At 47.1% G+C, this 26,691-nt stretch carries 29 protein-coding genes, 4 tRNA genes and 1 pseudogene; 23 read left to right on the forward strand and 11 right to left on the reverse strand.

Annotated elements, in window-relative coordinates:
- The 15 genes from H6797_02950 (at position 1) to rpmG (ending at position 9,202) form a co-directional block, all read left to right on the forward strand.
- Complete coding sequence (locus tag H6797_02950; protein ID USN96018.1) at positions 1–924, forward strand: DNA-directed RNA polymerase subunit alpha; 924 nt, start codon at positions 1–3, stop codon at positions 922–924.
- A gap of 3 nt (positions 925–927) precedes the next feature.
- Complete coding sequence (gene rplQ, locus H6797_02955) at positions 928–1,377, forward strand: 50S ribosomal protein L17 (protein USN96019.1); 450 nt, start codon at positions 928–930, stop codon at positions 1,375–1,377.
- The gene (gene rplM / locus H6797_02960) at positions 1,374–1,823 is read left to right on the forward strand and encodes a 50S ribosomal protein L13 (GenBank protein ID USN96020.1); all 450 of its coding nucleotides are present in this window, start codon (positions 1,374–1,376) and stop codon (positions 1,821–1,823) included. The genes rplQ and rplM overlap by 4 nt, the downstream gene beginning before the upstream one ends.
- Before the next feature lies 1 nt (position 1,824).
- The gene (rpsI, locus tag H6797_02965) at positions 1,825–2,232 is read left to right on the forward strand and encodes a 30S ribosomal protein S9 (GenBank protein USN96021.1); all 408 of its coding nucleotides are present in this window, start codon (positions 1,825–1,827) and stop codon (positions 2,230–2,232) included.
- An 83-nt stretch (positions 2,233–2,315) separates the two neighbouring features.
- Entirely contained in the window at positions 2,316–2,582 is a 267-nt protein-coding gene (locus H6797_02970) for a chorismate mutase (protein ID USN96022.1), read from the forward strand.
- A 186-nt stretch (positions 2,583–2,768) separates the two neighbouring features.
- Positions 2,769–3,056: a hypothetical protein gene (locus H6797_02975; protein ID USN96023.1), complete on the forward strand. Its 288-nt coding sequence runs from the start codon at positions 2,769–2,771 to the stop codon at positions 3,054–3,056.
- Between the two features lie 47 nt (positions 3,057–3,103).
- Positions 3,104–4,198: a tryptophan--tRNA ligase gene (gene trpS / locus H6797_02980; GenBank protein ID USN96024.1), complete on the forward strand. Its 1,095-nt coding sequence runs from the start codon at positions 3,104–3,106 to the stop codon at positions 4,196–4,198.
- A 2-nt stretch (positions 4,199–4,200) separates the two neighbouring features.
- Positions 4,201–5,025, forward strand: a complete 825-nt coding sequence (locus H6797_02985; protein USN96025.1) for an RluA family pseudouridine synthase — start codon at positions 4,201–4,203, stop codon at positions 5,023–5,025.
- Positions 5,025–5,873, forward strand: coding sequence for an AAA family ATPase (locus tag H6797_02990; GenBank protein ID USN96026.1), 849 nt, complete (start codon positions 5,025–5,027; stop codon positions 5,871–5,873). The genes H6797_02985 and H6797_02990 overlap by 1 nt, the downstream gene beginning before the upstream one ends.
- A 92-nt stretch (positions 5,874–5,965) precedes the next feature.
- On the forward strand, positions 5,966–6,619 hold the full coding sequence (locus tag H6797_02995; protein ID USN96027.1) for a tetratricopeptide repeat protein: 654 nt from the start codon (positions 5,966–5,968) through the stop codon (positions 6,617–6,619).
- Between the two features lie 214 nt (positions 6,620–6,833).
- A tRNA-Thr gene (locus H6797_03000) sits at positions 6,834–6,910 on the forward strand.
- A 164-nt stretch (positions 6,911–7,074) separates the two neighbouring features.
- Positions 7,075–7,159: transfer RNA gene (locus H6797_03005), tRNA-Tyr, on the forward strand.
- Between the two features lie 729 nt (positions 7,160–7,888).
- Positions 7,889–7,964: transfer RNA gene (locus H6797_03010), tRNA-Thr, on the forward strand.
- Positions 7,965–8,001: 37 nt separating this feature from the next.
- Complete coding sequence (locus H6797_03015) at positions 8,002–8,946, forward strand: acyl-ACP desaturase (protein ID USN96028.1); 945 nt, start codon at positions 8,002–8,004, stop codon at positions 8,944–8,946.
- 49 nt (positions 8,947–8,995) lie between these two features.
- The gene (rpmG, locus tag H6797_03020; GenBank protein USN96029.1) at positions 8,996–9,202 is read left to right on the forward strand and encodes a 50S ribosomal protein L33; all 207 of its coding nucleotides are present in this window, start codon (positions 8,996–8,998) and stop codon (positions 9,200–9,202) included.
- A 31-nt stretch (positions 9,203–9,233) separates the two neighbouring features.
- Here the strand turns inward: rpmG and H6797_03025 are convergent, their stop codons facing one another.
- From H6797_03025 to H6797_03035, 3 genes are read right to left on the reverse strand one after another with little or no spacing between them, the layout of a single operon-like run.
- Positions 9,234–11,192, reverse strand: a complete 1,959-nt coding sequence (locus tag H6797_03025) for a glycoside hydrolase family 15 protein (GenBank protein USN96030.1) — start codon at positions 11,190–11,192, stop codon at positions 9,234–9,236.
- 30 nt (positions 11,193–11,222) lie between these two features.
- Positions 11,223–12,473 carry a polysaccharide deacetylase family protein gene (locus H6797_03030; GenBank protein USN96031.1) on the reverse strand — a complete coding sequence of 417 codons (1,251 nt, stop codon included), beginning with the start codon at positions 12,471–12,473 and terminating at the stop codon, positions 11,223–11,225.
- Positions 12,470–13,690, reverse strand: coding sequence for a glycosyltransferase family 4 protein (locus H6797_03035; GenBank protein USN96032.1), 1,221 nt, complete (start codon positions 13,688–13,690; stop codon positions 12,470–12,472). The genes H6797_03030 and H6797_03035 overlap by 4 nt, the downstream gene beginning before the upstream one ends.
- 156 nt (positions 13,691–13,846) lie before the next feature.
- Here H6797_03035 and H6797_03040 point away from each other — a divergent pair, with 156 nt between their 5' ends.
- Positions 13,847–14,800 carry a mechanosensitive ion channel gene (locus H6797_03040; GenBank protein ID USN96033.1) on the forward strand — a complete coding sequence of 318 codons (954 nt, stop codon included), beginning with the start codon at positions 13,847–13,849 and terminating at the stop codon, positions 14,798–14,800.
- 31 nt (positions 14,801–14,831) lie between these two features.
- Positions 14,832–14,906 (forward strand) — tRNA-Trp (locus H6797_03045).
- 1,107 nt (positions 14,907–16,013) lie between these two features.
- On the opposite strand, the pseudogene H6797_03050 reads toward H6797_03045, so the two are convergent.
- From H6797_03050 to H6797_03060, 3 genes and pseudogenes are all read right to left on the reverse strand, one after another.
- Positions 16,014–16,484 (reverse strand): annotated as a pseudogene (locus H6797_03050) (recombinase family protein).
- Entirely contained in the window at positions 16,477–16,710 is a 234-nt protein-coding gene (locus H6797_03055) for a hypothetical protein (protein USN96034.1), read from the reverse strand. Before H6797_03055 ends, H6797_03050 begins: the two are co-directional and overlap by 8 nt.
- 69 nt (positions 16,711–16,779) lie before the next feature.
- A complete protein-coding gene (locus tag H6797_03060) occupies positions 16,780–16,983 on the reverse strand; it encodes a hypothetical protein (protein ID USN96035.1) in 204 nt (67 codons plus the stop codon).
- 239 nt (positions 16,984–17,222) lie between these two features.
- Here H6797_03060 and H6797_03065 point away from each other — a divergent pair, with 239 nt between their 5' ends.
- Positions 17,223–18,011: a MarR family transcriptional regulator gene (locus H6797_03065; GenBank protein ID USN96036.1), complete on the forward strand. Its 789-nt coding sequence runs from the start codon at positions 17,223–17,225 to the stop codon at positions 18,009–18,011.
- Positions 18,012–18,425: 414 nt separating this feature from the next.
- On the opposite strand, the gene H6797_03070 is transcribed toward H6797_03065, so the two are convergent.
- Together H6797_03070 and H6797_03075 are read right to left on the reverse strand one after the other, a co-directional pair.
- Complete coding sequence (locus H6797_03070; protein USN96037.1) at positions 18,426–18,731, reverse strand: hypothetical protein; 306 nt, start codon at positions 18,729–18,731, stop codon at positions 18,426–18,428.
- A 93-nt stretch (positions 18,732–18,824) separates the two neighbouring features.
- Positions 18,825–19,085, reverse strand: a complete 261-nt coding sequence (locus tag H6797_03075; GenBank protein USN97102.1) for a DUF3768 domain-containing protein — start codon at positions 19,083–19,085, stop codon at positions 18,825–18,827.
- Positions 19,086–19,377: 292 nt separating this feature from the next.
- Between H6797_03075 and H6797_03080 the strand changes: the two genes are divergently transcribed.
- On the forward strand, positions 19,378–20,046 hold the full coding sequence (locus H6797_03080; GenBank protein ID USN96038.1) for a WYL domain-containing protein: 669 nt from the start codon (positions 19,378–19,380) through the stop codon (positions 20,044–20,046).
- A 62-nt stretch (positions 20,047–20,108) separates the two neighbouring features.
- Here H6797_03080 and H6797_03085 read toward each other — a convergent pair whose 3' ends face one another.
- On the reverse strand, positions 20,109–20,390 hold the full coding sequence (locus H6797_03085; protein USN96039.1) for a hypothetical protein: 282 nt from the start codon (positions 20,388–20,390) through the stop codon (positions 20,109–20,111).
- 271 nt (positions 20,391–20,661) lie between these two features.
- On the opposite strand from H6797_03085, the gene H6797_03090 reads away from it, so the two are divergent.
- Positions 20,662–20,853 (forward strand): hypothetical protein, encoded by a 192-nt coding sequence (locus tag H6797_03090; protein USN96040.1) that lies wholly within the window; start codon positions 20,662–20,664, stop codon positions 20,851–20,853.
- A gap of 10 nt (positions 20,854–20,863) precedes the next feature.
- Here H6797_03090 and H6797_03095 read toward each other — a convergent pair whose 3' ends face one another.
- Together H6797_03095 and H6797_03100 are read right to left on the reverse strand one after the other, a co-directional pair.
- Positions 20,864–21,133 carry a hypothetical protein gene (locus tag H6797_03095; protein USN96041.1) on the reverse strand — a complete coding sequence of 90 codons (270 nt, stop codon included), beginning with the start codon at positions 21,131–21,133 and terminating at the stop codon, positions 20,864–20,866.
- Between the two features lie 131 nt (positions 21,134–21,264).
- A complete protein-coding gene (locus tag H6797_03100; GenBank protein ID USN96042.1) occupies positions 21,265–22,020 on the reverse strand; it encodes a CBS domain-containing protein in 756 nt (251 codons plus the stop codon).
- A gap of 144 nt (positions 22,021–22,164) precedes the next feature.
- Between H6797_03100 and H6797_03105 the strand changes: the two genes are divergently transcribed.
- The 3 genes from H6797_03105 to brxC are packed head-to-tail and all read left to right on the forward strand — an operon-like array spanning position 22,165 to position 26,684.
- On the forward strand, positions 22,165–22,788 hold the full coding sequence (locus H6797_03105; GenBank protein ID USN96043.1) for a DUF1819 family protein: 624 nt from the start codon (positions 22,165–22,167) through the stop codon (positions 22,786–22,788).
- Positions 22,785–23,357: a DUF1788 domain-containing protein gene (locus H6797_03110; protein ID USN96044.1), complete on the forward strand. Its 573-nt coding sequence runs from the start codon at positions 22,785–22,787 to the stop codon at positions 23,355–23,357. Before H6797_03105 ends, H6797_03110 begins: the two co-directional genes overlap by 4 nt.
- Positions 23,358–23,375: 18 nt before the next feature.
- Positions 23,376–26,684, forward strand: coding sequence for a BREX system P-loop protein BrxC (brxC, locus tag H6797_03115; protein ID USN96045.1), 3,309 nt, complete (start codon positions 23,376–23,378; stop codon positions 26,682–26,684).
- Positions 26,685–26,691: the final 7 nt, after the last annotated feature.

A 26,691-nucleotide genomic window follows, 5' to 3' on the forward strand; every position in this document is an offset into this window, starting at 1 on the left:
ATGTCAAAAGTCATCCACAATCCTTTGCTTGCCGCCGTCAACGAGTCGACCAGCACTAGTGCCGAGTTTGTCATCGAGCCTCTTCACGCTGGTTACGGCAACACACTAGGAAACAGCCTACGTCGCGTCTTGCTTTCAAGCATCCGCGGTGGCGCAATCGTAGCATTCCGCGTTGAAGGCGCAACTCACGAATTCACCACACTTCCAGGCGTAAAAGAAGATGTCGTCGACATCATGCTTAACCTGAAGAATGTACATGTCAAAGTTCACACAGACGAACCTATTGAACTTCGACTTGAAAAGAAAGGTGCCGGCATCGTTACCGCTGGCGACATCAAGACATCAGCAGATGTTGAGATCGTTAACCCAGAACAAATCATCGCTACAATTGACGACCCTAAAAAGTCTGTACTCATGGACATCGTCGTTGAATCTGGCCGTGGTTACCGCACCATCGAAGACAGTAGCGCTAAACGTCTACACAGCGACATGATCGCACTAGACGCCGTATTTAGCCCAGTTCTTCGCGTACGCTACAAGGTCGACAACACACGTGTTGGCCAAGAAACGAACCTTGATAAACTTCTCCTTACCATCGATACCGACGGTACTGTGACGCCTCGCGAGGCCTTCGAAGAAGCAGCTGCTATCCTGGTTAACCAGTACACAGCTTTGGCCGGTTCTACAATCGTAGAAGCAGCTCCTGCACTTGGTCACAACGAAGAGGATGAGTCTAGCGAGCTAAACACACCTATTGAAGAGTTAAATCTGACCGCCCGCACCGCCAATGCATTGGTCAACAATGAAATCCGTACCGTTCACGACCTAGTCACATTGAGCGAGCAGGATCTGCGCGAGCTGAAAGGCTTCGGCAGCAAGGCTCTGGAAGAAGTTAAAGATAAATTGGCGGAGTTGGAGCTTTAGAAGATGCATCGTCATGGATATAAAGGCCGCAAATTCGGCCGCGAACGAGACCAGCGCCGCGCCCTTATAAAGGGCCTGGCAACCAGTCTGGTTGAGCACGGCAAGATCGAAACGACGTTGCCGAAAGCAAAGGAGCTAACTCGTTACATCGAGAAGCTTATTACGAAAGCTAAAAAGGGTGACTTGGCGAACCGTCGTCGTGTCATTGCTGGACTTAGCACACAGGCTGCAGCATTTAAACTAGTTGACGAAATCGCACCACAATTGACGGGTCGCACAAGCGGGCACGTCCGTGTTGAGCGTACACGTTTACGAATCGGCGATGGCGCCCAGATGGCAACCATCGGATTCGTCGATGAGCTAAAAGAAGTTGCAAAACCAGTCGAAAAGGCTGCTCCAGCTAAAAAACCCGCTGCTAAAACCACCAAGAAAGTTGCGGAGGCAAAGGCATGAGCACAATAAAGCAAACTAAGACATTCTCGCAGAAACCAGCTGACGTATCTCGCCGCTGGATCCTGATTGATGCCGCAAGTGCACCACTAGGACGCGTTTCTACTGAAATCTCGAAATACCTGATTGGTAAATACAAACCTACCTACACACCACACGTCGATGGTGGCGACTACGTAGTCGTTATCAACGCCAAAGATGCTGTCGTCACAGGCAACAAAGAGACAGGTAAGGTCTACTATCACCACTCAGGCTTCCCTGGCGGAATCAAAGACGCTACATTGGCCGAAGTTCGAAGTAAATTCCCTGAACGAATCATCGAGCACTCAGTCAAGGGCATGCTACCAAAGAACAAGCTAGCCGCAGAACGCCTAAAGCGACTCAAGATTTATGCCGGTCCTGAGCACAACCACGCTGCTCAAACACCAGAGAAAGTGGAGGTAATGTAATATGCCAACTGAAACTAAAAAGTATTTCTACGGCCTAGGTCGTCGCAAGAGCGCAACTGCGCGTGCGCGTCTGTATAGCAAGGGTAAAGGTACGATCACTATCAACAGTAAGCCTGCAGCTGAGTACTTGGAAGATAACAAGACCCTTCTCGCAGAGCTTACAGACCCGCTAGCCCTCGTTGGCAAGCAAAAAGACTATGACATCACTATTATGGTGTCTGGTGGTGGTAAAGCCGGTCAAATCGACGCTATGAAGCTTGCTATCAGCAAAGCAATCACTGTCGACGCAGCTGATCTGCGCGGTACACTCAAAAAAGCCGAATTTCTACGCCGCGATCCTCGCGAAAAAGAGCGCAAGAAGTACGGTCTACGCTCAGCACGCAAGCGCGAGCAATACTCAAAGCGTTAATCACACGACGTTATGCAAGAGCAGCCCATTCGGGCTGTTTTTGTATGCAGGACTTCATCGTTAAATTATGCTACGATGCATCTATGAGCGAAAAAAATCCAGAAACACATTCCATAGAAAATCTACGAAAAGAAATAGATGACTGCGACGAGGCGATTCTCGCATACGTCAAACGGCGAACAGAAATTAGTCGTGAAATCGGTAAAATTCGTGCCGCAGATGGCGGACCAAGGATTGTTCCTGCTCGCGAAGCACAGATACACGAATACTATTCGTCACTAGGGCCAGAAGGAAGCGAACTTGTCGACATACTTCTACGCCTAGGTAGGGGGCCGTCTTCGGACGCTTGAACACATCTGTAATCTATGTTTAAATAATAATGATATGAGCAAACTAATTATCTCCACACGAGCCTATTGGTTTACCGACAGTCACTCTGGCGGTTTGTTCAATGTTTTGTAACACATAAAAGATATCGATGAGACCGCCAGAAGGCGGTTTTTTAAATAATAAACGCTTAAGCCAAGGAGAGAAATATGACGAATCCCAACATACAATACGAACACTACAGAGACGCCTCTGACATGCGAAAAATCGAGTCAGCACTATCAAATATTATTAACGCAGCGTACGCGGGAGCGATTAACGACAAACAAGCAATCGAAGTAATTCCATCCGCCAACCCAAAACCAGCCGACCCTGAGCATGAAGCAGCACTTGCAATGGCAAAAAAGCGCATAGGTCACCTCACCGGTTCACTGCACAACGAGCTAGACGCTGAGCCCGAAAAGAGTAATGAACACAGCATAGATGAGCTGCAATAATATACTCGCGGGCTATACCTCTTGGTTTAAGGTATAATGATTAAAGTATGACAAAATCGGTTATTTTAACAGGCCTCCGTGCCAACAACAACCTTACTATTGGTAACTACTTCGGCGCTATGTTGCCCATTATTGAAATGGCTAAGAGCCATGCCGGCGAATATCAAATAAACATGTTTATACCAGACCTCCATAGCTTTACGACACCTATCAATCACGACGATTTGCAAAATCAAATCATCCACAACGCACGACTCTTTGCTGCCGCAGGCTTACCGCTTGATAGCAACGACATTCTCATTTACCGTCAAAGCTACGTACCTGCGCATAGTGAACTGACGTGGATTTTGGATTGCTTTACCGGATTTGGCGAAATGAGACGAATGACCCAGTTCAAAGATAAATCGAGCCAGCTATCTCAAGACGCTACACTGTCAGCTAGCGAAGAGCATAGATACAAAACTCAAGGTGAGTATTCAAACAGCACTTCCGTTGGCCTCTTCAACTACCCCGTTCTCATGGCCTGCGACATCCTCCTTTATGGCGCCAAATACGTGCCTGTCGGCGACGATCAGACTCAGCATCTGGAATTTACCCGCGACATAGCAGGGCGCATGAACAATAAGTTCGGCGATCTGTTCGAGGTGCCGTACGAAGTCAGCAAACAGCATGAATTCTTTAACAAAGGCCAAGGGCTTCGCATCATGGACCTTGTAGATCCAACTAAAAAAATGAGTAAGTCTGACGACATCGGCAAGGGTGTCATATTTCTGACAGATGACCCAGAAGCCGCAGCCAAAAAGGTGATGTCTGCAACTACCGACGACAAAGCTAGCGTCAACTACAATCCGGTCGAGCAGCCCGGTATCAGCAACCTATTGCAAATCCTCGCTCTTCTACGTAGCAAGCCGCTCGACGAAGTGGAGTCTGAATTTAAAGGTCAATCTAGTTATGGTGATTTTAAACGAGTCGTTGCTGACGAAGTGTCACAATTCCTGACAGCTTTTCAAACGAAGCTAGCCGATGTAGATGACGGCGCCATAGCCGCTGCATTTGAGCAATCCGAAAAAACTGCAAACGAACAGGCGAATGCAACGCTACTCCGCGTACAGCAAGCGGTCGGACTGCGACCAAGGAACTAATCATGAGACTCGACGCATACCTAGCTCAGTACTGGCCTGAACATTCTCGCGCGACGTGGCAAAAATACGTAAAAGCCGGTTACGTAACCGTAAATGGAGAAGTAGAAAAAAGCACAAAACGACTGCTTGACGAAGACGACAAAGTTGAAACCAGCGTGCCAGATGCACAAACGCACGACGACCAATCACTTCCGATCATATACCAAGACAAGAATGTCATCGTCATCAACAAGCCTACTGGCATCCTTTCTCATAGCAAGGGCGTGTTAAACGATGAGTTCACCGTTGCAGGTTTCTTTAAGCGATTTACAAAATATAATGTCGACACTAATCGACCGGGTATCATCCATCGACTCGACCGTGACACAAGCGGCGTACTGATTGGCGCGCTTAACGATAAAACCGCGAAACTGCTACAACGACAATTCTCTGATCGCAAGGTAAAAAAGACATACATTGCTGTTGTCGATGGCATACCGAAACAATCAGAAGCCCTCATAGACTTACCGATTGGACGAAACCCCAAGCACCCTAGTCAGTTCCGCGTTGATCCAAACGGCAAATCAGCGCAGACCGCTTACCGTATATTGGCTTCGAGCAAGAAGTACAGCCTCGTTGAGCTTCAGCCTCATACTGGTCGCACACATCAATTACGCGTTCACATGGCATACATCGGAACGCCAATTCATGGCGACAAGGTCTACGGCAAACAAGCAGACAGACTTTATCTTCACGCCGCCAAACTAGAAATCACCATACCCGAAGGTGAACGTATGCTATTTGCGGCAGATGTGCCACCTGAATTCGCTTCCATGGAAATGGCGTAATGCTCGATGATTTATTGCTTCATCCGCGGACACGCCAACTCGCCGACAGGCTTGCAATCAATCTGCCACAAGGCTTGATCATTGACGGGCCGGTTGGTAGTGGCGTTGCTTCTGTAGCGAAAGCACTTGCAAAGCACCTAGGCTCACCAGAATTGACATTATCTCCAAAAAAGAAGGTGAGGGGAGAGTTTGTTGTCGATGCCGACGAAGGCAGCGTCATCATAGATGACGTACGACTGCTCTATCAACAAACGCGCACTAAACAGCCAGGGCGACACGTTTATGTAATAGACACCGGTAATAAGTCGATGACGGTTTCAGCGCAAAATGCCTTTTTAAAACTTCTCGAGGAGCCTCGTAACGGCCTGCACTTCATCATAGCCACACACCAGTTCGATCAACTACTACCGACTATCGTATCTCGTTGTCAGCGACTTTCGCTGCTAGCTATCACCGATGAACAAACGGGTGCCCTCATAAATGACTTAGCAATAGAAGACGCCACCAAGCAAACGCGCCTAGCATTCGTTGGGCGCGGTCGCCCAGCGCTCATTAAGCGCCTAGCTGCCGACAGCACCTCGTATGACGCAAGGGTAAAGATCATGAGCGACGCCAAAACAATGCTCGGCAGCGACGTGTACGAGAAACTGAAGATTATTAACACTTATCGCGACAGTCGCTCCGACGCACTGACATTACTTGACGACATGAATCACCAGTTGCAAATCATCATCCGTAGCCAACCTGACCAACGTATAGCCAAAGATATCGACAAACATCTCGACACGCGCAGACGCATAGCTACAGGTGGCAACATTCGTTTGCAGCTTTCAACAGACGTATTATAAGCGCATAAATTGCGGCTGAAACACCGTAATCACTCCGTATTGAGAACTACTTCTCAACACACATGACTCAATTGTGTTATAATTAGAAGTGGATGTTAGGACTTATTGTTGTAGCGATACTAGGTGGGATGATGATTTATTATCGTGGCCTGCCAGCAAACCCAGCACTTGATTTGCCGGCTAAATTATCTGGGCGCTTGGATAAATTGTGGGAAATTGCCCAGCAATCGCTTCGAGACCGTAAGTACCTACGTGCCGAAAAGGCACTTCTGACCATTTTGCGTGTCGATGAGCGCAACGCAACTGCGTATAACCGCCTCGGTATACTGTACGCCAAGCAACAGGAGTACAAAGACGCAATCGAATGCTTTGAAATTGCTCAATCGCTTGAGCCAAGCGCTTCGAGTCTTCACAATGTAGGCCTGATTTACTATGAAACCGGCAATTACGCAAAGGCTGCGCTAGCTTTTGAACAGGCTCTCGAGATTGAAGGAGACCTGTCAACTCGACATATAGCCTACGCCAAGGTACAAGAAAAACTCGGGAACGACAAAAAAATGATTGAATCACTCGAGCGAGCAGTCGAAATAGACCCAATTCCACAGACACTCAACATCTTGGCCGACGCCTACGAGCGCATCGGTGAACAGGATCTTTCATTAAGATTACGTGAAAAAGCAGCACGTATGATCTTACCTCCGGGCAAGGCAAAACGAGTTAGCCAGCCGCGTAAAGTGGTGATGTAACCGCTTCTACATCTTGAACATTTTTCACCCCTGATGTACACTTATATTTGTACTTTAGGAAACTAAAGTAATATTTAATGCCTTTAAGCATTAAAGTACACCTTTCAGCTATGCCGCTTTAGCTCAGTTGCTGTCTGAGCCGAATGGCGAGTAATGTAATGAAGCATTGCTCTAACCAACTGGCATACTGCAAGTACCTCACATCTATATTTATGCCGCTTTAGCTCAGTTGGTTAGAGCAACTGTTTTGTAAACAGTAGGTCCTCGGTTCGAGTCCGAGAAGCGGCTCCACGGCGAAATAATGATTCATCGTTATTTCACATTGGAGTTACATGTTGTTTACCAAATTAACAAACCAAGATTTATCTGTTTGTTAATTTGAGAGGAGGAACAACGAAGAGACGAAGCTTTTGCCACTTGCGGCGAAACGAGGTCTCGAAAGTGAGTTCCGACGAGCTGGAATCGTGTAGTGGCAATCACAGGAGACTGTAAATCTCCCGCCTTTCGGCTTCGTAGGTTCGAGTCCTACTTCCAGCACCAAGTAAACGGCCTACCCGAAGTGGTGGGCCTTTTACTTTGTAGGCGGTGTTTGTCTCGAACCTACGAACCTTTTCGCTCCTGCGAAAAGTCGTAAGGTTCGGCGTAGTGAGTGAAGCGAGGAAAAGCACGAAGTATTTTTCCGAGCGAATGAACGGAGGAGCAATCTTCGATTGCGATGTCCTACCTCCCGCAATGAAAAATGGGCTACGCAGATAAGAATACTTATTCTTTCTGCATAGCCCTTGACGTCAGTAAAATATAAACGCGGCCACGGCCATAACACCCAACGAGCCCGTCGTTACATCCTTGAGGGTTTCGAAATCGACGCGACAAACCACCATCGATACAAGCGTAGCTCCGATTGCCAGCCACATTGCCGCGACGATAATCGCCCTTGTGGATAGCCTCGATACGAACTTTATGTTGTTTGATGTGCCGCTGGAGCAACAAGCGCCAGAATTACATGTTTTACAACTGTTACCGTCACACATAACCACTCCTAACGTAGTGATACGACTTAACAACTATAACATGTATTTATATATTTACAACTATTTAGTATTGGAGGAAGTCTCCCTGTCTGGTACAATTTACCGAGATGCATGCCTCGGTATGTAGTTAGTCCGAGCTCGCGAAGCACGAGAGTAAATCGAGCCTTAGGGCGAAGGACAAAGTTTTCGAATTTATTTCGACAACGAATGGAGGGGCAAGCCCCTCCTGAAAACGCATGCCGCGATAGCTCAGTTGGTAGAGCGCATCCATGGTAAGGATGAGGTCTCGGGTTCAAATCCCGATCGCGGCTCCATACGAAATTAAATTAACGGGTGGTATTGAGGGTTAGTATGACAAAGAACGTAGAATCAACCAACATACTCCGAGAGCTTGAGCCCGTTGTCGAGTCAGAACTTAACAGACACGAAAAAATGGTAAAAAATTGGTATCCGCACGACTACGTTCCATGGAGCGAAGGTAAAAATTTCGCATATCTAGGCGGGGAAGACTGGGAGCCAACACAATCACGACTTGGAAAAGCCGCCAGGGCAGCCATGTACGTAAATCTACTGACTGAAGACAATCTGCCTTCTTATCATCGAGTGATCTCCGCTACTTTCGGACGCGATAGCGCATGGGGTACATGGGTAGACCGCTGGACGGCTGAAGAAAACAAACACGGCATAGCTATGCGTGACTATCTGACAGTAACAAGAGCAATCAATCCCGTAGAGCTGGAGCAGGCACGCATGCAGCAGATGACGTCAGGATATCAGAGTGAAAAATCTCCACTAGACGCTGTTGCCTACGTCACCATGCAGGAGCTCGCCACTCGTATCGCTCATCGCAACACGGGCATAGAGAGCAGAAAAGACGGCGACGAGCTGGCAGAAAAGCTACTTGCTCGTATTGCACTCGACGAAAACCTGCACATGCTGTTTTATCGCAATATCGGTACAGCCGCATTCGAAGTAGAGCCTAACGAGATGATGAAATCTGTCACAGAGGAAATTCTTGGGTTTCAGATGCCTGGCGCTGCAAGCATTCCTGATTTTTGGGCAAATGCCGCCGTTATCGCTGATGCCGAGATCTATGACCTCAACATCCATGCCAATAGTATCGTCAACCCGACTCTAAAACACTGGAAAGTCTGGGACCGCACAGACCTAAGTGGCGAAGGCGCTGAAGCTAGAGACAAACTCGGTAGGTACATGCTAAAACTTGAATCAAAAGCGCAAGAACTAGTAGAGCTTCGCGAGGAGCAAAAAGCTGCCCAGAACACTAGTCAAAACTAAATTTTTGTGCTAGAGTAGATAAAGTTGTAAATATAAATGTGAGTTTTGTATGCCTAAAAAAGCAACCAAGCGAAAATTAGTAGGACTTGTCAGTGACCTCAGTGGGCACCGTACTTACTATACGACCAAAAACACCCAGAATACTACAGAAAAAATCAGCCTGAAGAAGTACGATCCAATCGCACGTAAACACGCTACTTACACTGAGACTAAAAAGAGTCTTGGTCGTAACGAAGTCAAAGCACGCAAGTCTTAATTTCGTTTTCTACACTTTTAAAATCCGGCCCTTATCGGCCGGATTTTGTGTCATTTTTAATGGTATCGAGCAATGTCGATACATATTCTGCGTGACTCCAGTTTAACGGCGCGGGCGCCACTAGTGAGTGGTCTACGGGGCTAACTTGTTCAGACAGTACGCCGGTCTGCATCATAACTCCACCAATCCAATCAAGTATACCCTTAACGCGTTCATCTTGTTCTGTTTCTATAAAATATTGCGCCATCCAAAGCGTTGTAATGAACCACCAATTACCGTGAGTATTGGGGTCAATTCTATGGTACTGATCGTGTTCATATCGCGGATAAGCGTCTAGATTCGGGTCCGAGCGGAGCTCTTGGTCAATCGTTTCAGCCACGGCCTTCAGTTCCGGTGAGTTAACGCCAAATAGTCCAAACATATATGCGCCAAAGAAACTACTCATATCAATCGTACTATCATAGCGCACCTGACCGTCGACTACATTTATACCCTTATAAAATGATTTTCTTTCGGCATTGTATAGGTATTTACGGGCACTAATTTGTATGTCGTCGGCTACGGCCCTCCAAGCCACAGCGCTGCCGTTGTCATCTTTCTTTTCGGCTAGATCTGCTGCGGCGTGCAAGGCGGCATATACAATGGACGTCGTATACGTGTTCGTCTGAAAAACTTCTTCCCATAAATCATAGCTCGGCTTCGGTAATCCGGTCGTTTCGTCTATAAACTCAGCCATCCAGTTAGCCATCGGCTTAATCATAGAGTCATAAAAGTCATGTAGCATACGGTTGTCACCGGTCGCCTGATAAAACTGCGCAAGTGCAAATACAACAACTGCAGTCTCGTCTTCCTGTATGGGCGGAGCTACAACGCCATCATCATGAACATACGAGTGCCAGCTAGACCCCATGCCACCATCGGCTCGGAATTTATGCATCAGGTAACCTGTCGGGTGCATCACGCGCCGACAAAACTCAAAAAACCGATACGGCTCCTCTTTGTAGCCCATTCGTATAAGCGGCCACAGCACAAGCGCGCCATCGCGAGGCCAGCAATACGCATAGCTGTCGCGACCATAATTAAGCATAGATGTGTCGGTACTGGCGATAACGGCTCCACGCTTATCAATCTGCGACTTGATAATCATAACGCTGTGCAAAAATGAATCATGATAGGCGGGGTCGATTTTTGCAGCCGATTCCACGGCTGGCTGCAGCCACTTGTGCCACCACTCTGCAGTTAAGTGAAGTCGTTTAGACAAACCTTCGCCTCGAATCTGTTTATCTATATATAGCGCTTCTCTCATAGACGACCCGGCGGTAATCCAATAATGCACCCGCTCTGAACTTTTGGCGTCGACTTCTAAACGGAATCGGATAATCGAATCGACCCGACCATGCTCAACGTTGCTACCGGACAATTCACCGTCTTCGGCATCGCGATACGTACCCTCGTGGCCTTCTATGCCAAAAAGGCCGACGCTATGTTGATCAAAAGGTTCGTCATTATGTGTACCTGAAATAATGAACGCTCTTCGACCGCGATAATGCAACAAAGCTTCGCTGTCTGGCAGATATTGCGCTGTATCGGTATTGCTTCGCGAGTCGTCGATTGCAAACGCCTGATGCATAAATAAGCGAATTTCTCGTGGATGATCGGCCAGGTTAACAACATGGATGTTTCGCATGAAAGCGCTCATATGAGCATCGACACAGTCATCAATCTCTAGTAGCACCTGTAAAGATTCATTTTTTGCGACCGTATGGCCAATGAGTGCACGTATAGGGTAACGGAACGAAAACGTCCATTCGCCTTCATTATCAAGCCAACTAAGCTTGCCATCGATCCATACACCAACCCTATGACGAGTATGCGGACCCTGTGCGTGATTAGTAAGTCCCACGTACGGATAAAAAAGATCGTGTACTAAACCGAAGTTATTAAGGCCGACGTGCAACTCACCGTTCGAAAGTACTATAGGTCTAAGCATTTATACTCCGAAGTTTCCCACCCGCATCGGTCATATGGCAACGTTCTCCTCAGAAGGTTTGGGTGTATTGAGCCCGCCAAGACTATGGTGCAACATCAATCGTAAACGAACATCTCGGATAGCATTCATGTACGACAAAAAGGCGTCATAAGGGGAGTCGTAAGGGCTAAAGTATTTGTGCACGTCACCATCATGCTGCCATTTAGTGGCCATGTAATAAAAGTGGTCGGAACTTTGCAACAATCGCCAGTCACGTATTAACTCTACATCGTTACTTCTCAAAACGTCATTTTGTAACGCATACGCATATTTAAGCGACTCTTTCTGTAAATCATTGCCTGTCCAGGCCGACAAATCACGCTCACTGTCTGCCCATGTGACAGTCTGTGGCATCGAAAGCTCACCGGCAGGCTCAAGCTCCCTAGCGGCACCGGTTACTGTCTGGAAAGAATTTCCACTTTCAGAAAGCCACTTGGCTACAAATGCCTCGAAAAAGGTAAATATTCCCGTGTCGGCCCACTGATGTTCGCCAAACGTCTCAAAGTCCATAAATAGATTAACAAGCGGCCCTTCGGAATTTGATGCAACCCAACTCGCATATTTATCTACGCTAAGTGGCCATTCGTTCCACGACTGGTCACCAAATCGAAATGCAAGGTCATCGCTCAATTGGTAATTTTTCAGCAACAAGCTGATGTTTTCTGTACCAGCTGGTCGATAAACATAGTTCGGGCTACGCCACTCTAGTACCGGATCCCAACCTTCTGCCAAGACAACTTCATAGCCAGCTTCGTCGGCCCATTCCGCTACTTCGTCGTTGTATGCAAGCTCCGTGTTACGGAATGCCGTTGGAACAACACCAAACACCTCTTTGATCTTCTGACGGTGTTGCTCTACCTGACTCACGAACTCCTGCTTGTTATAGAAAAACGCCAAGCTGTGATAATACGTTTCGGCTACAATCTCTACACGGCCAGTTGCGACAAGCTCATTAAATGCGTCCAATACGTCTGGCGCCCACGCCTCGGCCTGTTCTATAAAGTCACCAGTAATACTAATCGAACATTTAAAATCAGGGTGTCGATCTAGCAGCGTGCGTAGCAACGCCGTCATTGGCCTGTAGGACTTGTCGGCAACCTTGTGAAATATCTTTTCGTTGTTGAGCTTGCTGTCATCTTTAATGTCAAAATAATCATGTCGTTCACCGATATCGAACACACTGTATGGCCTAACCCGATACGGCTGATGTACATGCAGGTACAGTGCGATTGCTTTACTCATACAACTGCACCATCCTTCAAACGACCATAAAGCGATGCGCATTTTTCAGCCACATCATGCCATGATATTCGAGCATACTCTTCTTTAACGTTACGACGAAGCGTCGTAGCAAGGCTAGGAGACAATGCAATATTGACCAGTTGGTCAGCGAGTCGGTCAGTGTCCCAATAGTCATAGCGCAAGATATTTTCAAGAACTTCGCCAACACCAGATTGTTTGCTTATGATAAGCGCACTGTCGTGGTGCGCAGCTTCAAGGGCAGTAAGGCCAAACGGCTCACTAACCGAGCTCATGACGAATACATCAGAGACCGAGTAGATGTCGCGCCACTGCTTGCCCCGTACAAAGCCAGTAAAGTACACTTTGTCGGCAATACCCATGCTTGCCGCCAGACTGATAAGCTCGTCACGTTGTTCGCCGTCGCCAGCAAGCAAAAAAACAAACTTGTCATACTTTTCACAGGCACGTGCAGCGCCACGCAAAAAGTGCGTCAAACCTTTTTGCACCGTGAATCGAGTCAGTAGCGCCACCACCGTATAGCCTTCGTACCGAAGCGCCTCAAAGTAACGGTAGTCGCGCATGTCGTACTCATAGGGCTCAAAGCTATCGACGTCGATTGCGTTGTGAATCACCTCTACGCGTTCGGCTGGTATGCCATATTTCTCAACGATAATAGCCTTCGTAATGTTACTCACTGCAATAATCCGATCCGCCATATCAAGCGCCTGCTGCTCAATCTCGTGTACGATAGGATTTCCGTAGCTTTCGCCAGAACGATCAAACTCGGTAGCGTGTACGTGAACAATGAGGGGAGCGCCAGTCAACTCCTTAGCGCGCACACCCGCCTCCATCGTCAACCAATCATGAGCGTGTATGACATCAGGCTGTACTTTTTTAATAAGACCTTCGACAAACGTAATGTAATGCTTTTGAACAGCGCGCATGGTCGACAGATCACCAGCATCAATCTCAGCCATATCCTTTTCGGTGACAAATTCACTATCGTAACTACCCATGTGCACGCGACTTTCAGGGTCTAAACTAGTTGCACCATGTATGTTCATAAAATCAATATCAGGATGCTCAGCCGAATAGGGGAGCACAAAATCAATCGAAGCACCCTTAATAGCAAGTGCTTTAGACATATGGTAACATGCGACCCCAAGCCCACCACTGTTGTGCGGCGGCAGCTCCCAGCCGAGCATTAGTATTCTCATTCTTTGCCCCTATGATTGGTTCTACCCAACCGGTGCTCCTCGTTTTTATTTATTAGCCTAGCGTTATTATAAATTATACGCTAGCACTTTGACAACAGTTTTTACAGATAAAATATATCAGTTGCGTACTCCTGCAATTTGTTCCATAATAGGAGGATGTTTCAAAATGACTCCATAGGTTCCGCCATCGACGAAGTCGTCAGATTTGTATTACAGCCGAATGATTACCGAGCCGTCTTGATTCTCATCATTTCAGTGCTTTTTGCGTACTGGCTCAGCAAGTTTTTGGCAAAGGGAATCATATTCGTAGCCCAAAAGGTCGCTATAAGAGGCGACACAGAGACTCGTGAAGACAAGTTTGTGATGTATCGCCAAGTAGAAACCTACCTCAGTATTGCCGTGGCTGTCGTGCGAACTCTCGTAGTGGCGGTGGTCGCCTACATCACTTGGCGTATCCTCACGCCGCAAGGTAGTGAAAACCTCGGCGGATCAGGCGCGGCGGCAATCGGTGCTAGTACCATCTTTATCGTTTTCGCAGGTGCTACCGTCGGCCTACTACTACGCGACATCACAGCCGGAGCCACTATGATCATCGAAAAATGGTTCACGATAGGAGACTTTATTAAAGTCGAGCCATTCATGGATGTCAGCGGTGTAGTCGAACGTATGAACCTACGCTCTACTAAGCTACGTAGCCTTAGTGGCGAAGTTATCTGGATTCACAACCAACAGATTCAAGGAGTTCACGTCACCCCGCGCGGAGTACGTACAACCGCCGTCGATATATTTGTTACAGATATCGAAAAGAGTGAATATGCGATTCAACAGGTTGTCAAAGCCATGCCAACTGGCGCCACCATGCTCGCTCGGCCGCTCCGTATGACCAAACCAGAGCAGTGGGGTGAAGGAGTCTGGCGAATCACTGTCATAGGTGAAACCACTCCTGGTCGCGAATGGTTAATGGAAAAGTATTTCGTCAACGCCATTACAAAGCTAGACGAAGAGGCCAAAAAAGTCGACAAGTTACTGGCGCTTGAACCAATCGCATATTACGCCGACCCGGTCGCCGACAAACGCTTCAAACGCGCCGTCCGCGTCAAGAGCACGTAACCCCATATCTGTGGTACAATATTTTGTGTAAAGGGGCATAGTACAACGGCTAGTATAGCGGTCTCCAAAACCGTAGATTGAGGTTCGATTCCTCATGCCCCTGCCATAATGGATAAAGCGCATTTTCGGCGCTTTTTTCGTTATTTTGACCCCCGTTATTTTCACTATTTGTAAAAGTTCTATCATTTGATTTTCGTGTTCCTAATAATTCGCGTGTTTTCGAACTATATTTAGCGATCAGTTCAGCACGATCCTTCAAGCTAACAGATACAGAATCGTTCTTAAACATGATATTTTCGAACAGTTCTATCAAAATCTGGCGTTTCTCATCATCGTCCTTTTCGTCGTAGTATTTAGCTGCTCGTTGCGATAGTTCTAGCATGTATATGCCGCGTCGTTTCCGTTCAGTTACAGTGCTATCAAACGACGCCATGGCAAGCTCTAGGGTTTCAATCTCGTTCATGAATGACTCGTGCTTAGCTTCGTATCGCTCCTGTGTGATGACGCCTGCAAGCTTGTCGTCGTATAGGGCTTCGTCCATAGACTTAATACGCTCTATGCGCGCCTTCGTGTTCTGTTCGACTTCCGCGCGGTTATCTGCGGCCTTCTCGACATCAGATTGCATGCTCTCAACGACCCACTCTAGAATACTCTGAGAAGGGCATAAAAGGCGCTCAAGCTCCTGCTTTACAGCCTCTTGCACTACATCTTCGCGGATATATTTATACTTACGATTCTTGCATCGCTCATCACGACGCTGGCAAGCTCCATAATAACGGCCTTTCTGCAGTTGCCATGAAACCTGACTGCCACAAGTCGCACAGGTAACAACTCCTTTTAAAGATACGTTGTGCCGTACCTGTTTTTTAGGTCGCTTACCGTGCAGCTTATCTTGTACAGCCTCCCACACTTCGCGCCTTACTATTGGTGTTTGAGCACCAGGGTATTCCTGTCCATTAAAACGATTAATCCCTATGTAAAAGGGATTTAGAAGTATTTTATGTACGTGACTCTCTGGTATCGGTCTACCGTTGCGTGTTGTTAGTCCAATCTCTCGCATCTTTGCAGCAACAGATTCAATTGATTGGCCGGGTTTTAGGTATAGCTCAAACATCGCCCTGACTGAGTTCATTGTGGTCGGGTTTGGAACATGTATACGTTTACCGTGATCAGTTACGGTCATATATCCGACAGGAGGTACGGCCGGTAGCCATCCTTGAGCTAGCTTTTCCGCCCAGCCCTTCATAGCCTCTTCTCGTAAGTTGTCAGTGTATTTCTTGGCAACAGCTAAGTGGATATTCCACATAAACTTAACGTCAGACTTCGACTCCTTGTGTAGCTGGATGTTCTCTTTGACGAGATGGAGCATCCGATCAGCGTCTTTACTGAGCCAATCATCAATAGCAACGGCATCCTTCATATTGCGTGTGAGCCTGTCGGTCTTTTCGACAGCCAGATGATAGATAGCGTTCTTATTCATGTAGGTTAGAAGTTCCTTGAATATCCTGCGACTCTGTTCTTTTGATGCTGTCTCGGCTATTTTAAATATCTTATCGACTATAAAGCCCTTATTGGCACAATATCCTGTGAGGAGCTTTACTTGAGAGTCGAGGGAATACCCCTCGTCCTCCTGCGACTTACTCGATACGCGAGCCAATATTACAGCTCTGCTTTTCTTATTCATTATCTTTACCCTCCGTGCGTGCAACACCTAAGATATCCCTGTCACCAGCGAGCACCTTATATACGGTTATTAGACTCTCTCCGACGTTTTTCGCTTCTTTGTGGGTGACTGGTCGATTCTGCTCAGATTCAAGTATCTGGCGTAGCTCCTCGATACGCTCATTGTCGACGGTTATAACACCGGCAATTTTTTGCGTGATACCCTTGAATGACTTCTTACTTACCATATACCCTCCATGAAACGAAAAAGACGCTCCGAGATTGGCTACGTCTTAATAATTCGACTAGGTACGGGTTTATTTATCCCAGGGTCGTCCTGGTTTTGGTCGTTCTTTTAGTTCTTTTTTAACTAAGTCTTTGAGTTGTTTGTCTCCAGTGCTTGCAAGCAATTGAAGCATCAACTCGCTAAGTGTGAGTCCTTTTTGCTTTGCCACAATCTTCGCTCGCTCACGCAGATCGTCGGTTACGCGTATTTGCATGCTGACTATCTTTCTGGACATTTGTCCCTATTCTAACATGTATTACTCTTTAATGATATGCATTCGTATCTAGCCGAATTATTAACGTACAACCTCTATATAAATAGTATTACTATTTAACATAAAAAGCAATACTAATTAAACATATTTATGATGTATTATTTACTAACTGTGCATAGGTAGTAAACAGGTAATATTTAACAGTAGTATACATTTACTTTTTACTCTCTTCTTATATATACTACGTATAGGAGAGAGAAGTGGTTATAAGTAGTGAAGAAAGTAATCAGAAATTAACTGGTCAACAGCAACGTATTCTAAAGTTATTATTCAAGTTCAGATTTGTATCAGCAGGGTTATTAGCTATGGTTATGGGTATTCGTAGAGAGGGTGTCTATCAAGTCTTAGAGCAGCTAGTAGGTAAAGGTCTAGTAACAAAGGTATACAAAGAGCAGTGGCGGATAGATCGCAAACCAGCGTACTATTATTTGAATAAATCTGGTGTGACAATCACTCGTAAGCTTATGGATGTCAAAGAGTCTGTCGTCCATGCCCTATATAAGAATGATGAGATGACAAATGATTTTGTCGAGCATAGCCTGAAGCTTATCCGGTGTTACGCATCTATCATGCAGCACCTCCCCGAAGGCTCAGATATATTCTCCAAGACCGAGATTAACCGTTTCAAACAGTTCCCTAAAAACCGCCCAGACCTGTATATACGCACTCCGGATGGTAAAGAGGCTATTGTGGTCATAGTCGACGACAAGCCCCTCTATATCGTCCGTAAACGTTTAGATGAGATAGTAGCCCATAGCGAAGATGAAGGCTGGCCGTCCGACAATTACCCGACTATATGCTTTATCCTAAAAGATCATTCTGCTAAGTATAGCTTTCTCTATACCACCAGCAAGAAACTAGAGAGCATGGGCCTAGAAGAGAGCGAGCTACCAATTCTCGCCGCCACTCTCGGGTCATTCGACGAGCCCATCTCCTCACCGTGGTCTACACCTCTTAAGCCGAAAGAACACTCTCAGCTGTTTGCATAACTATCAGGACATGCGCTGACGTGACGATTGCCTGTAAGCTTGCGCACGGGTAATGGTCACGGCTCTTTCGCCATATAGTAAGTAGCTAATTGATATTTTATTGCTCGGCGAGTGTGGCAGACGTGTACGTTCTGTCCACCGGACAGTACGTACCGACTGACGCGCTGGACGCGGCAACTACTAAACAATAATCAACCGATGTCGTGCCGTAGGTACGTCTCTGGTATGGTTCATTCTTGCACTTGAGGACTTCACTGCGGAACGCATGTGAATGTCCGAGAGGGTAAGTATGGAACATGCCTGTATGTTATTGGTTGGATAGACATTTAAATAGTCCTTTAGGGCTTTTTAAATGGTCTACCCGCTATATCTTTCCTGGCTCAGGCAGTTTTTCGTCTTGCCTAGGACGGTCAGCTATAACCCCGGATAGCTCACAAGCCTACCTATCGTCTCTTCGTTATATTCATCGACAAGCTCCAGTTCGTAAAGCCGCTCATCGTAGTAATCTCGTAGCTCACTTGCCAGCCGAACCAGCTTCTCATCCATCTCCCAGTCCTCAATGGTGCAGCTGTTGGCAACCGCGCCACGCATCCCGTCGCCTAAGTAATTCTGATAGGCGCTCAAATACTCATCTTCGTAGCCAAAGTCGCTTAAGTCAAGCTCTACGCCTCCACCGCGGTGACTAATTTCTTCTCGAGTAATGTTTTCTTGAATACTCATCTCAAACTCCAATGCTTTAATTTCTACTAAACCAAAAAGGAGCTGTTTATCGTCCAGCTCCACGACGTAACGCACCAAACTAAAACCGAGGAGCTAATACTCCTCGGCTAACATAATAGTGAGAACTCGCTGACAGTCCGGATCGAGCGGATCGCACCACTTACTCAAATTCTCATCGTAGTAATCTATCTTCCAGAAGATTTTCTCTCCGGCTACTTTCAGTGAGCCAAAATCGTGCTCACCGTACGGATCGTTATCTTCGTTAAAGTCCGTATAATCCCTGACACCAACAAATACTTCGTTGGCGGCGGATCCCATCGCCACGATTCCTTTCGTGACGGTACAACCTTGCATGCTACGACGATGCTCGTCGTTTAGCGCAGCTATCTTTGCTGACGTTTCGTTTTGTATTACTTCTGTGGTCATATAACCCTCCTTGCTTAACGAGAGGGCTTTCTCCCTCTCTGTCTGATAGGGCTCGGGATGACACCAAAGCTGTCATAGGTGGAGATTCCCATTAAGATATTCAATTAAAAGAAAACAACTTATATCTTAGGGCTGAATACTACCTTGATAGCTTTGGTTCACCCGTATACTGAGAAGACAGAGGGAGGAAGACTCTTACGGACTAAGGTATAATCAGCACATGGATATTCCACTTTGGGCTTGGGCCTTAGGCTTTTTAGCGATAATAGCTGTAATCGAGCACTTCTCTGAAAAGAAAGATCGGTTAAGCGGTGTTGAAAGTAAAAATACAAACAGCGCCGATGATCTAGACCGAATTAGCGGATCCACGCTCGACTCCGTAGATCCTACTGTCATTCCGCGCAATCCGTGGGATGGCGATATAAATGGTAGAACTGTCGCACAGGGTAGTAGCTGGGATTTACTCAGGAAAGATGTTCTAAGCCGAGATAGCTACAGGTGTACGAACTGCGGCAGCAGGTCAAACTTGACGGTCGACCACAAGGTGCCACTTAGTCTTGGTGGCACAAACATAATGTCAAACCTAGCCACTCTATGTAAAGATTGCCACGAACACAAAGACCAGCGAAAAATATTCGATAAAGCGTTCGATGCAAAAGATGACTACGGCAAAGACCATAGGCTTACTAGAAAAGTAGAAGTGTTATCGAGGGCCATCAACTCTGGGTCAAGGGTGACGATCGTGTATACCGACTACAAGGGTAACAAGACTAGCCGCATTATCTCTCCGCGACGATTAGCAAAAGATAAGGGTCGGATATATTGTATAGCGTATTGCCACCTGCGAAATGATAGACGCACTTTTAGACTGTCGCGCCTTGAAGTGTAGCCACTAAAATCTGTCCATATCATTTAAAAAGGCAGTTTATTGTCATGCCCAGGACGCCTCAGCTAGCGATTAGCCTCGACAATCTCATGCCAGTTCACTCTGCCGAGTGAGGCGGAGAGCAGGTCGCTCGTCAGGCTAGACTCATCTATGTCGACAATCCAGCGCGCGTACTGCTCAAGCTCTTCAGCTTGCTCATCGCTGTCGAAGTTCTTGACGATACTACAGAGTTCTTGGTAATAGCATTCGTCACCAGTCAGCCACAGGTTCACCACCCATGTCTCCCGATTACACCACCCGTTATACTCGGTGGCTACAGTTGATGTCTCTAGAGCTACGTTTACCATTTCTTTTCTCCTTTACTTTACGTAACGGAGTTAGGACACGGAGTCGCATGGCAAAGGTGTCACAGGTGGAGATTCCGCTTGAAAATAGCCATTAAAAGATAAGAATATTTTCAGGAGTGAATACTACCTTGACGACTTTGCTCGACTCGTATAATAGGTCAGTACGTGAAGTAAGGAGTTTCATTTAACCGTCTGTTACAATACAAGCAGAAGATTCGTGTTTGGCTCGACTGCGAGAAAACAGGAGTCTTCTTTTTGCTATACTGTAATTATGGAAATAGCAATCGGAATTGGTATCGGTGTCGTCATAGCAGCTTTACTAGGCAAGAAAAAGCGTGGCAAAACGACGCCGTATGACCCATCAAAAACAAACACACCTCAAGAAACCCCCGAAGAGCGTAAGCGGCGCGAAACTGACGAGCTGATCACAACGGTATTACCAACCATAAATAACGGTAAATAGCCAGATCCCACTAGCTTGCTTCGGGTACGCAGGTGTCCTCACGGCACGGCGCCAGCATAGCGTAGAGACTGAAGTAGAGATAATCACCGTCCAGACTATCGATTCGGATCGATTTGAATCGACGTCGCACACGGCCATCATGGCGCTTGCATTTCTCCCAGCCAGCCGGCTCGCACCTGCAGTAGCCGCGTGCGGCTTGCGCCGGATTTTTATCATCAACTATAAAGCCACGGAACTCTCCGCACACTTCACACTTGGTTATTTCTGTAGATATATTCATATCGTCCCTTTCTATGGGCTGAATGGAGCACCGTGCCGTATGGTCGGTTGCTGGTAGGCCATAGAGTCAGATCTCTCGCTACGCTCTTGATATTAAATTGTTAACGTGTTACCAATCTAGCATAAGCATTGCTACTTGTCAATGCGAGACAGATCCCAAGCGGTCACGATACCCAGTAGAGACTCACTTATCTTGCCGTTATGCGTTACAAATACCGCTGCCACTCGCTTATCATCTTGTATGGCATGGTCAAACAAATCACGCACAGTGTACACGTCCGTATCCTTTGCCACAAAATAGTACAGATCAGTTTCGGAATCATCCGGAGTATCGAGGTATTCCTCTATGTCTACGAGCGTCCGTAACTCCGCCAGTTTCACATCATCATCAGCCGATGCCACGGCCCACCTAAGCATTGATCGCTCGGACAGCACTCCGGCAAGATCCTCGCCGCGATACACCGGCACGGATGTATACCAATTCCTGTCCATGACACCCAACGCCTCATAGGCGTCATCACCTACACTAAACACCACCGGCTTTTCTGTCATAATCTGAGACACTAACTGAGGTTTAGTAATTGATTCGTACAGCTGTTTTATTCCGCGGACAGTATCTTCATGCGGATCGGCAATAGGGTCATCATCATAGTTATGGGAAAGCGCATTCCGTAGCTTGCCATACAGGCGCAAAGTGTCAATATGTTCGTTTACGACGCGATCTTTTCCGTAATCCTGTAATACATCCAGACTACCGGCAAAAGATTGCACCTTCTTGCTTTGTTCGTGCGGAGCGAAGCCTCGCAGCTGTGGTACCTTGCGTGCGCGTCGCAAAATATCATCCTCTAGCTTACTAAAAACTGTCAAAAATTCACTCGCTCTGCTCATACGGTCATTATAGCAATAGATCTGCTGCTGCTCCACTGTAGTGAATAATGAGAATCTACGAACATAATTTCCAAAAACCTTGCGAATATTTGTTGAAAACTCACGAAATATTGACTTTTATCATAAATTTGATACAATTCTCTTATGATTGGCGCTAAAGATGCGAGCAGATACACCGCAGGTCTCACTGGTGAAATTTTTCTCTTTAATGAGTCGCGTACGTTAGCTGGTTTTTTGGCACAAGGCGAGGATCCAGATGCACTTCGTACTCGTAATTTAGCCGAAAACCTCATTATGTATAAAAAAGACAGCAGCCTAAAGCGTGTTTCTCCACCGATATTCCGCCGCCTCGCCACGATGTCACCTGTCGCGCTCGAAATCTTTGTAAGTGCAGACCTGGAGTCATCACGCATCCTTCTTCTTATCGCCATCGCAAAGACAGATCGTCTGGTGCGCGATTTTTTGTTGACTGTCTACGCCGACAAGATAGCGCTCAAAGCCACTAAAATAGATAGATCAGATATCGAGCGCTACTTCGAATCAGTGTACGCCGAAGAGCCTCTTTTGCGGGATAAGTCAGATATCACTAAAATGAAGCTCAAGCAACAGCTTATGAAAAACATGGTCGAGGCCGGTCTCGTCAAAAAACAAGCTGACGGTTTTGTTGTTACGCGACCAAATATTACTACTCGTCTTGCCAATCAGTTGACCGCAGATGGTGACAGTGAGTATCTAAAAGCTTTAGGTGGTGAAGGAGGCGCATTATGAAAAAATCTATTCAAGATCGACTAAGGGACTTGCGTGGCAAAGTCCGCAGTCACGATCTGTCACAAGGCGGCGGGCTTGGTAATGAGGTTAATTACCATATTTTTGACTATGACCCTGAAGACGAGCAGGCTGTCATGCGCGAAGTCGCCAATATAGCCAAGAGCCTGAGCAATGTAAAAGTTTTCAATATCCATGACATTATCATCGAAATCCTCAAAGAAAAAAACTACCTCGAAAAATCGTTTGAACTTGAACAGAAAAAAGGCAGCGACTTCGTCAACAAGGCGATCATGCGCACCCTCAAAACCGATAGCAAAAACGGTCTCATCGTCGAAAAGATCGCTAGAGGCGTCAAAAAAGGCGATATCATTTTTCTTACCGGCATAGGTCAGTCGCACCAAATTATCCGCGCACATACACTGCTGGCCAACCTCCAGAGCGTTATTAACGACACCGAAAATCCCGTTATTTTGTTTTACCCCGGCAGCTACGATAGGCAGGCACTCAGCTTGTTTAACGTATTTCCGGCCGAAAATTATTACCGAGCATTCAAATTAGTTGAGAGATAAAGAAAGGTTCAAGCCCATATGCAATTGAAGGATCTATACAAAAAAGATATCACCCGTGAGATTCAGGGTGTCATTAAAGTTGACGACGAACACTCGATCGCCCAAGAGCTCGACGAATATATCGTCACCGATGAGATTGCCAAGCATCTCGATACATTCTTCGAAAGCTACAGCAAAGGACTCGGCACCTCTCGCACCGAGCAGATGGGCGTCTGGCTGTCTGGTTTCTTTGGATCAGGTAAGTCACACTTTCTCAAGATTGTCAGTCACTTGCTCGACAACCGCGAAGTAAACGGCAAAAAAGCCGTCGACTACTTCGACGACAAAATTCATGACGCCATGCTACTTGGCAATATCAAACGTGCTGGCGAGACGTCTTCTGACATCATCCTCTTCAATATCGACACCAAATCTTCGCTCGAAAACACCACGAGCAAGGATAAGATCCTTGCAGTGATCGAAAAAGTCTTCAACGAAAAGCTCGGCTTCAGCCACATTAATTTCGTTGCCGATATCGAACGCCATCTACAAGAAAAGGGTAAATACGAAGAGTTCAAAGCTAAATTTGACGACTGGTCATCGATTCGTTCAGACTTCGACTTCAACCAGTACGAAATCGCCGAAAAATACGCCGAAGTCATGGGCGTCAGCTCCGATGAAGCCAACAAAATCTTCGACAACCGCCGCGACACCTACCAAGTTTCACCTGAGTCATTTGCTCAGCGGGTGCAGGAATACATCGAAAAACGCGGCAACGACCATCACGTAGTTTTCCTTATCGACGAAGTTGGTCAATATATCGGCAACAATGGCTCACTTCTGCTCAACCTCCAGTCAATCGTCGAAGAGCTCGGCGTACGCACCAACGGCCGCGCATGGGTCATTTGTTCCAGTCAAGAAGCCATCGACGATGTCGTAAAAGGTGTCAAAAAGGACGACTTCTCGAAGATTCTTGGTCGCTTCGACACCAAAATCAAGCTCTCTAGCACCGATATCGACGAAGTTATCCGCCAGCGACTGCTCGCCAAGACAGACGACGCTACGACGTCACTGGTGTCCACTTACAACACTCGTCAGGCAGAGATTGCCAACCTGCTTACTTTCGGTGAAGGTGGCACCTACAAGGCCACCTACCGCAGCGCTCAAGATTTTGCCGCTACCTATCCGTACATCCCGTACCAGTTCAAGCTCCTGCAAGATACCTATATGAGCATCCGTGAGAAAGGCTTTGCGGGTGCACACCTAAGCTCTGGTGCTCGTTCACTTCTCGGCGCTATCCAGGAGACCGCAAAGGCTCATGCAAACAGCGAGATTGGGACACTTGTACCGTTTTCCGCCTTTTTTGAAACCGTTGTTACGGCAATAGATAGCTCGATCATTCAAATATTCGATCAAGTGGACAGGATGATTAAAGAAGGTGTACTTGAGCCGCAAGATAAAGAAATATTGAAGACGCTTTTTATGTTGCGCAGTGCTCAAGAAACGATGCCGACCAATCTCGATAACCTAGCCGTCCTTTCAGTGACAAATTTGTCAGACAATATCCTCGATATCAAAAAGAATCTTGCCGATAGCCTGAAGCGGCTCGAAGACCGCGTGCTCATCCAAAAGCTCGGCGACAACTACCGCTTCCTCACCGACGAAGAACAAGACATCAACCGCGAAATCAAAAGCCAAACCTTTGATCCGAATGACATCTCGACTACGCTTGGCGAAGTGATTCGCGGCACTATCGACTCGAAGTACAAATACACTAATGGCCGTGTTTTCTCGCTCGATCTCTTCATGGACGATAACAAAATTAATGGTGGCTCAAACGAATTAGCCCTCAGGTTCACCTCGGGCGAGCTACAATCTGTCCAGGCTGAATCGATGCGCCAAAGCAACGCAGCATTTATCATCACGCCACTGTCGATCGACCTCCGCAACGACATCGAAACTGCTGTAAAGGTTGAAAAATACATCCGCTCACAAGCTGGTATCAAGAACGACCCAGAGCGCGACAAGATTATCGCCGCTCGCCGCACCGAAATGGAAGGCCTCAAGGAGAAGATCTCCGCTGACTTCGCCGACAATATCCGAAGCGCCGCTGTCGCCATCAACGGTACAGAAGTCGACATCCCAGCCCGTGAAAGTGTCACGACTCGCCGCGATCTCATCCTGGAAGAGCTCGTCAAATCCGTGTACACCAAGATCGAATACATCAAAGCACCGTGTAGCCGCAGCAATATCAAGCGTCTGCTGACACTGCCAAAAATGGAGCTCGAAGTCGCTACCGCCAACACCAAGGCCGAAGACGCCATCAACGAATACATCATCGAGCAGGCTCGCAACCACGTACCGGTCACCCTCGAAAGTATCGTGCGCGATTTCAAATCAGCCCCATTCGGCTTCACCGACGAAGATGTCGCCTACATCGTAGCGTACCTTATGAAAACCGAGCTAATCAGCTTAATCTACAATGGCACGACACTCGCACCAACTGCCGATACCGCAGATATCTTGCTCAAATCAGCCAATGACGGCAAAATCACCATCAAAGTCCGTGAACGCATCGATAACCAACTGCTCGATACTGTCCGTAGCTTGGCGCGCGATTTGTTCGACACCACCGCACTCGGTGATACCGAGGACGCTATGGCAGATAGTCTACGCCACGAAATTGATACCAAGCTCGAAGCTACAACTGCTTATTTGCAGAAGTACAACTACGCTAGCTATCCGGGCAAGTCTGTCGTCGAGAGTGTCAATACGCTTCTTCGTGAGCTCAAACAAATCCGCGACACCAAAGACCTGTTCGATGTGCTTGATGCCAAGCAGAACGACCTGCGCACGGCGTTCGACGCCTACAAGCCAGTTGTCAGCTTCTTTGAACACCAAGTAGCTATCTTTGACCGAGCCATAGCAGCTGTCAAAGATTACGATTTCGTTAGCTCGTCTATCACTGTTAATTCACCAGAAGTCACCCAGATTCGCGACATCTTGGCACAGGATAGCCCGTACGGTGACATCCCGAAGCTTTCGCCATTGACATCTGCCGTGGAGCAGGCTGTCAAAACTGGCCGCGACGAGCTCCAAAAGCGTGCCGACGAAGCCCGCAAGCTCGAAGAGCAGCGCCGCAAAGCCGAAGAAGAGGCGAGGAGGGCCGAAGCCGCAGGCCAGCAGCCAGCCGAACTACCAAAAGTCGCCAAACCTGTCCGTTCGGGCGATCTCATCAACCGCACTTACTCGCTGAAGAGTGAGGCTGATGTCGACGCCATGCTCGGCGAACTTCGCCAGCGACTACTACAAGAACTTGCCGACAATGGCGAGGTAAGGGTTATTTAGTATGAGC

Source organism: Candidatus Nomurabacteria bacterium, from assembly GCA_023898645.1.
In the GTDB taxonomy this organism is placed as follows: domain Bacteria; phylum Patescibacteriota; class Saccharimonadia; order Saccharimonadales; family Saccharimonadaceae; genus UBA2112.

Excerpts from the sequence above, each read along its gene's own strand:
- H6797_03025 (USN96030.1), bottom strand. The coding sequence starts at position 11,192 with ATGCTTAGACCTATAGTACTTTCGAACGGTGAGTTGCACGTCGGCCTT.
- H6797_02975 (USN96023.1), top strand. The coding sequence starts at position 2,769 with ATGACGAATCCCAACATACAATACGAACACTACAGAGACGCCTCTGAC.
- H6797_03110 (USN96044.1), top strand. The coding sequence starts at position 22,785 with ATGAAAAAATCTATTCAAGATCGACTAAGGGACTTGCGTGGCAAAGTC.
- H6797_02995 (USN96027.1), top strand. The coding sequence starts at position 5,966 with ATGTTAGGACTTATTGTTGTAGCGATACTAGGTGGGATGATGATTTAT.
- H6797_03100 (USN96042.1), bottom strand. The coding sequence starts at position 22,020 with ATGAGCAGAGCGAGTGAATTTTTGACAGTTTTTAGTAAGCTAGAGGAT.
- rpmG (USN96029.1), top strand. The coding sequence starts at position 8,996 with ATGCCTAAAAAAGCAACCAAGCGAAAATTAGTAGGACTTGTCAGTGAC.
- H6797_03055 (USN96034.1), bottom strand. The coding sequence starts at position 16,710 with ATGGTAAGTAAGAAGTCATTCAAGGGTATCACGCAAAAAATTGCCGGT.
- H6797_02985 (USN96025.1), top strand. The coding sequence starts at position 4,201 with ATGAGACTCGACGCATACCTAGCTCAGTACTGGCCTGAACATTCTCGC.
- H6797_03040 (USN96033.1), top strand. The coding sequence starts at position 13,847 with ATGTTTCAAAATGACTCCATAGGTTCCGCCATCGACGAAGTCGTCAGA.
- H6797_03085 (USN96039.1), bottom strand. The coding sequence starts at position 20,390 with ATGGTAAACGTAGCTCTAGAGACATCAACTGTAGCCACCGAGTATAAC.
- H6797_03030 (USN96031.1), bottom strand. The coding sequence starts at position 12,473 with ATGAGTAAAGCAATCGCACTGTACCTGCATGTACATCAGCCGTATCGG.
- H6797_02990 (USN96026.1), top strand. The coding sequence starts at position 5,025 with ATGCTCGATGATTTATTGCTTCATCCGCGGACACGCCAACTCGCCGAC.
- brxC (USN96045.1), top strand. The coding sequence starts at position 23,376 with ATGCAATTGAAGGATCTATACAAAAAAGATATCACCCGTGAGATTCAG.
- rplQ (USN96019.1), top strand. The coding sequence starts at position 928 with ATGCATCGTCATGGATATAAAGGCCGCAAATTCGGCCGCGAACGAGAC.
- H6797_03060 (USN96035.1), bottom strand. The coding sequence starts at position 16,983 with ATGTCCAGAAAGATAGTCAGCATGCAAATACGCGTAACCGACGATCTG.
- H6797_03090 (USN96040.1), top strand. The coding sequence starts at position 20,662 with ATGGAAATAGCAATCGGAATTGGTATCGGTGTCGTCATAGCAGCTTTA.
- H6797_03070 (USN96037.1), bottom strand. The coding sequence starts at position 18,731 with ATGAGTATTCAAGAAAACATTACTCGAGAAGAAATTAGTCACCGCGGT.
- H6797_02950 (USN96018.1), top strand. The coding sequence starts at position 1 with ATGTCAAAAGTCATCCACAATCCTTTGCTTGCCGCCGTCAACGAGTCG.
- trpS (USN96024.1), top strand. The coding sequence starts at position 3,104 with ATGACAAAATCGGTTATTTTAACAGGCCTCCGTGCCAACAACAACCTT.
- H6797_02970 (USN96022.1), top strand. The coding sequence starts at position 2,316 with ATGAGCGAAAAAAATCCAGAAACACATTCCATAGAAAATCTACGAAAA.
- H6797_03080 (USN96038.1), top strand. The coding sequence starts at position 19,378 with ATGGATATTCCACTTTGGGCTTGGGCCTTAGGCTTTTTAGCGATAATA.
- H6797_03015 (USN96028.1), top strand. The coding sequence starts at position 8,002 with ATGACAAAGAACGTAGAATCAACCAACATACTCCGAGAGCTTGAGCCC.
- rplM (USN96020.1), top strand. The coding sequence starts at position 1,374 with ATGAGCACAATAAAGCAAACTAAGACATTCTCGCAGAAACCAGCTGAC.
- rpsI (USN96021.1), top strand. The coding sequence starts at position 1,825 with ATGCCAACTGAAACTAAAAAGTATTTCTACGGCCTAGGTCGTCGCAAG.
- H6797_03095 (USN96041.1), bottom strand. The coding sequence starts at position 21,133 with ATGAATATATCTACAGAAATAACCAAGTGTGAAGTGTGCGGAGAGTTC.
- H6797_03075 (USN97102.1), bottom strand. The coding sequence starts at position 19,085 with ATGCAAGGTTGTACCGTCACGAAAGGAATCGTGGCGATGGGATCCGCC.
- H6797_03105 (USN96043.1), top strand. The coding sequence starts at position 22,165 with ATGATTGGCGCTAAAGATGCGAGCAGATACACCGCAGGTCTCACTGGT.
- H6797_03035 (USN96032.1), bottom strand. The coding sequence starts at position 13,690 with ATGAGAATACTAATGCTCGGCTGGGAGCTGCCGCCGCACAACAGTGGT.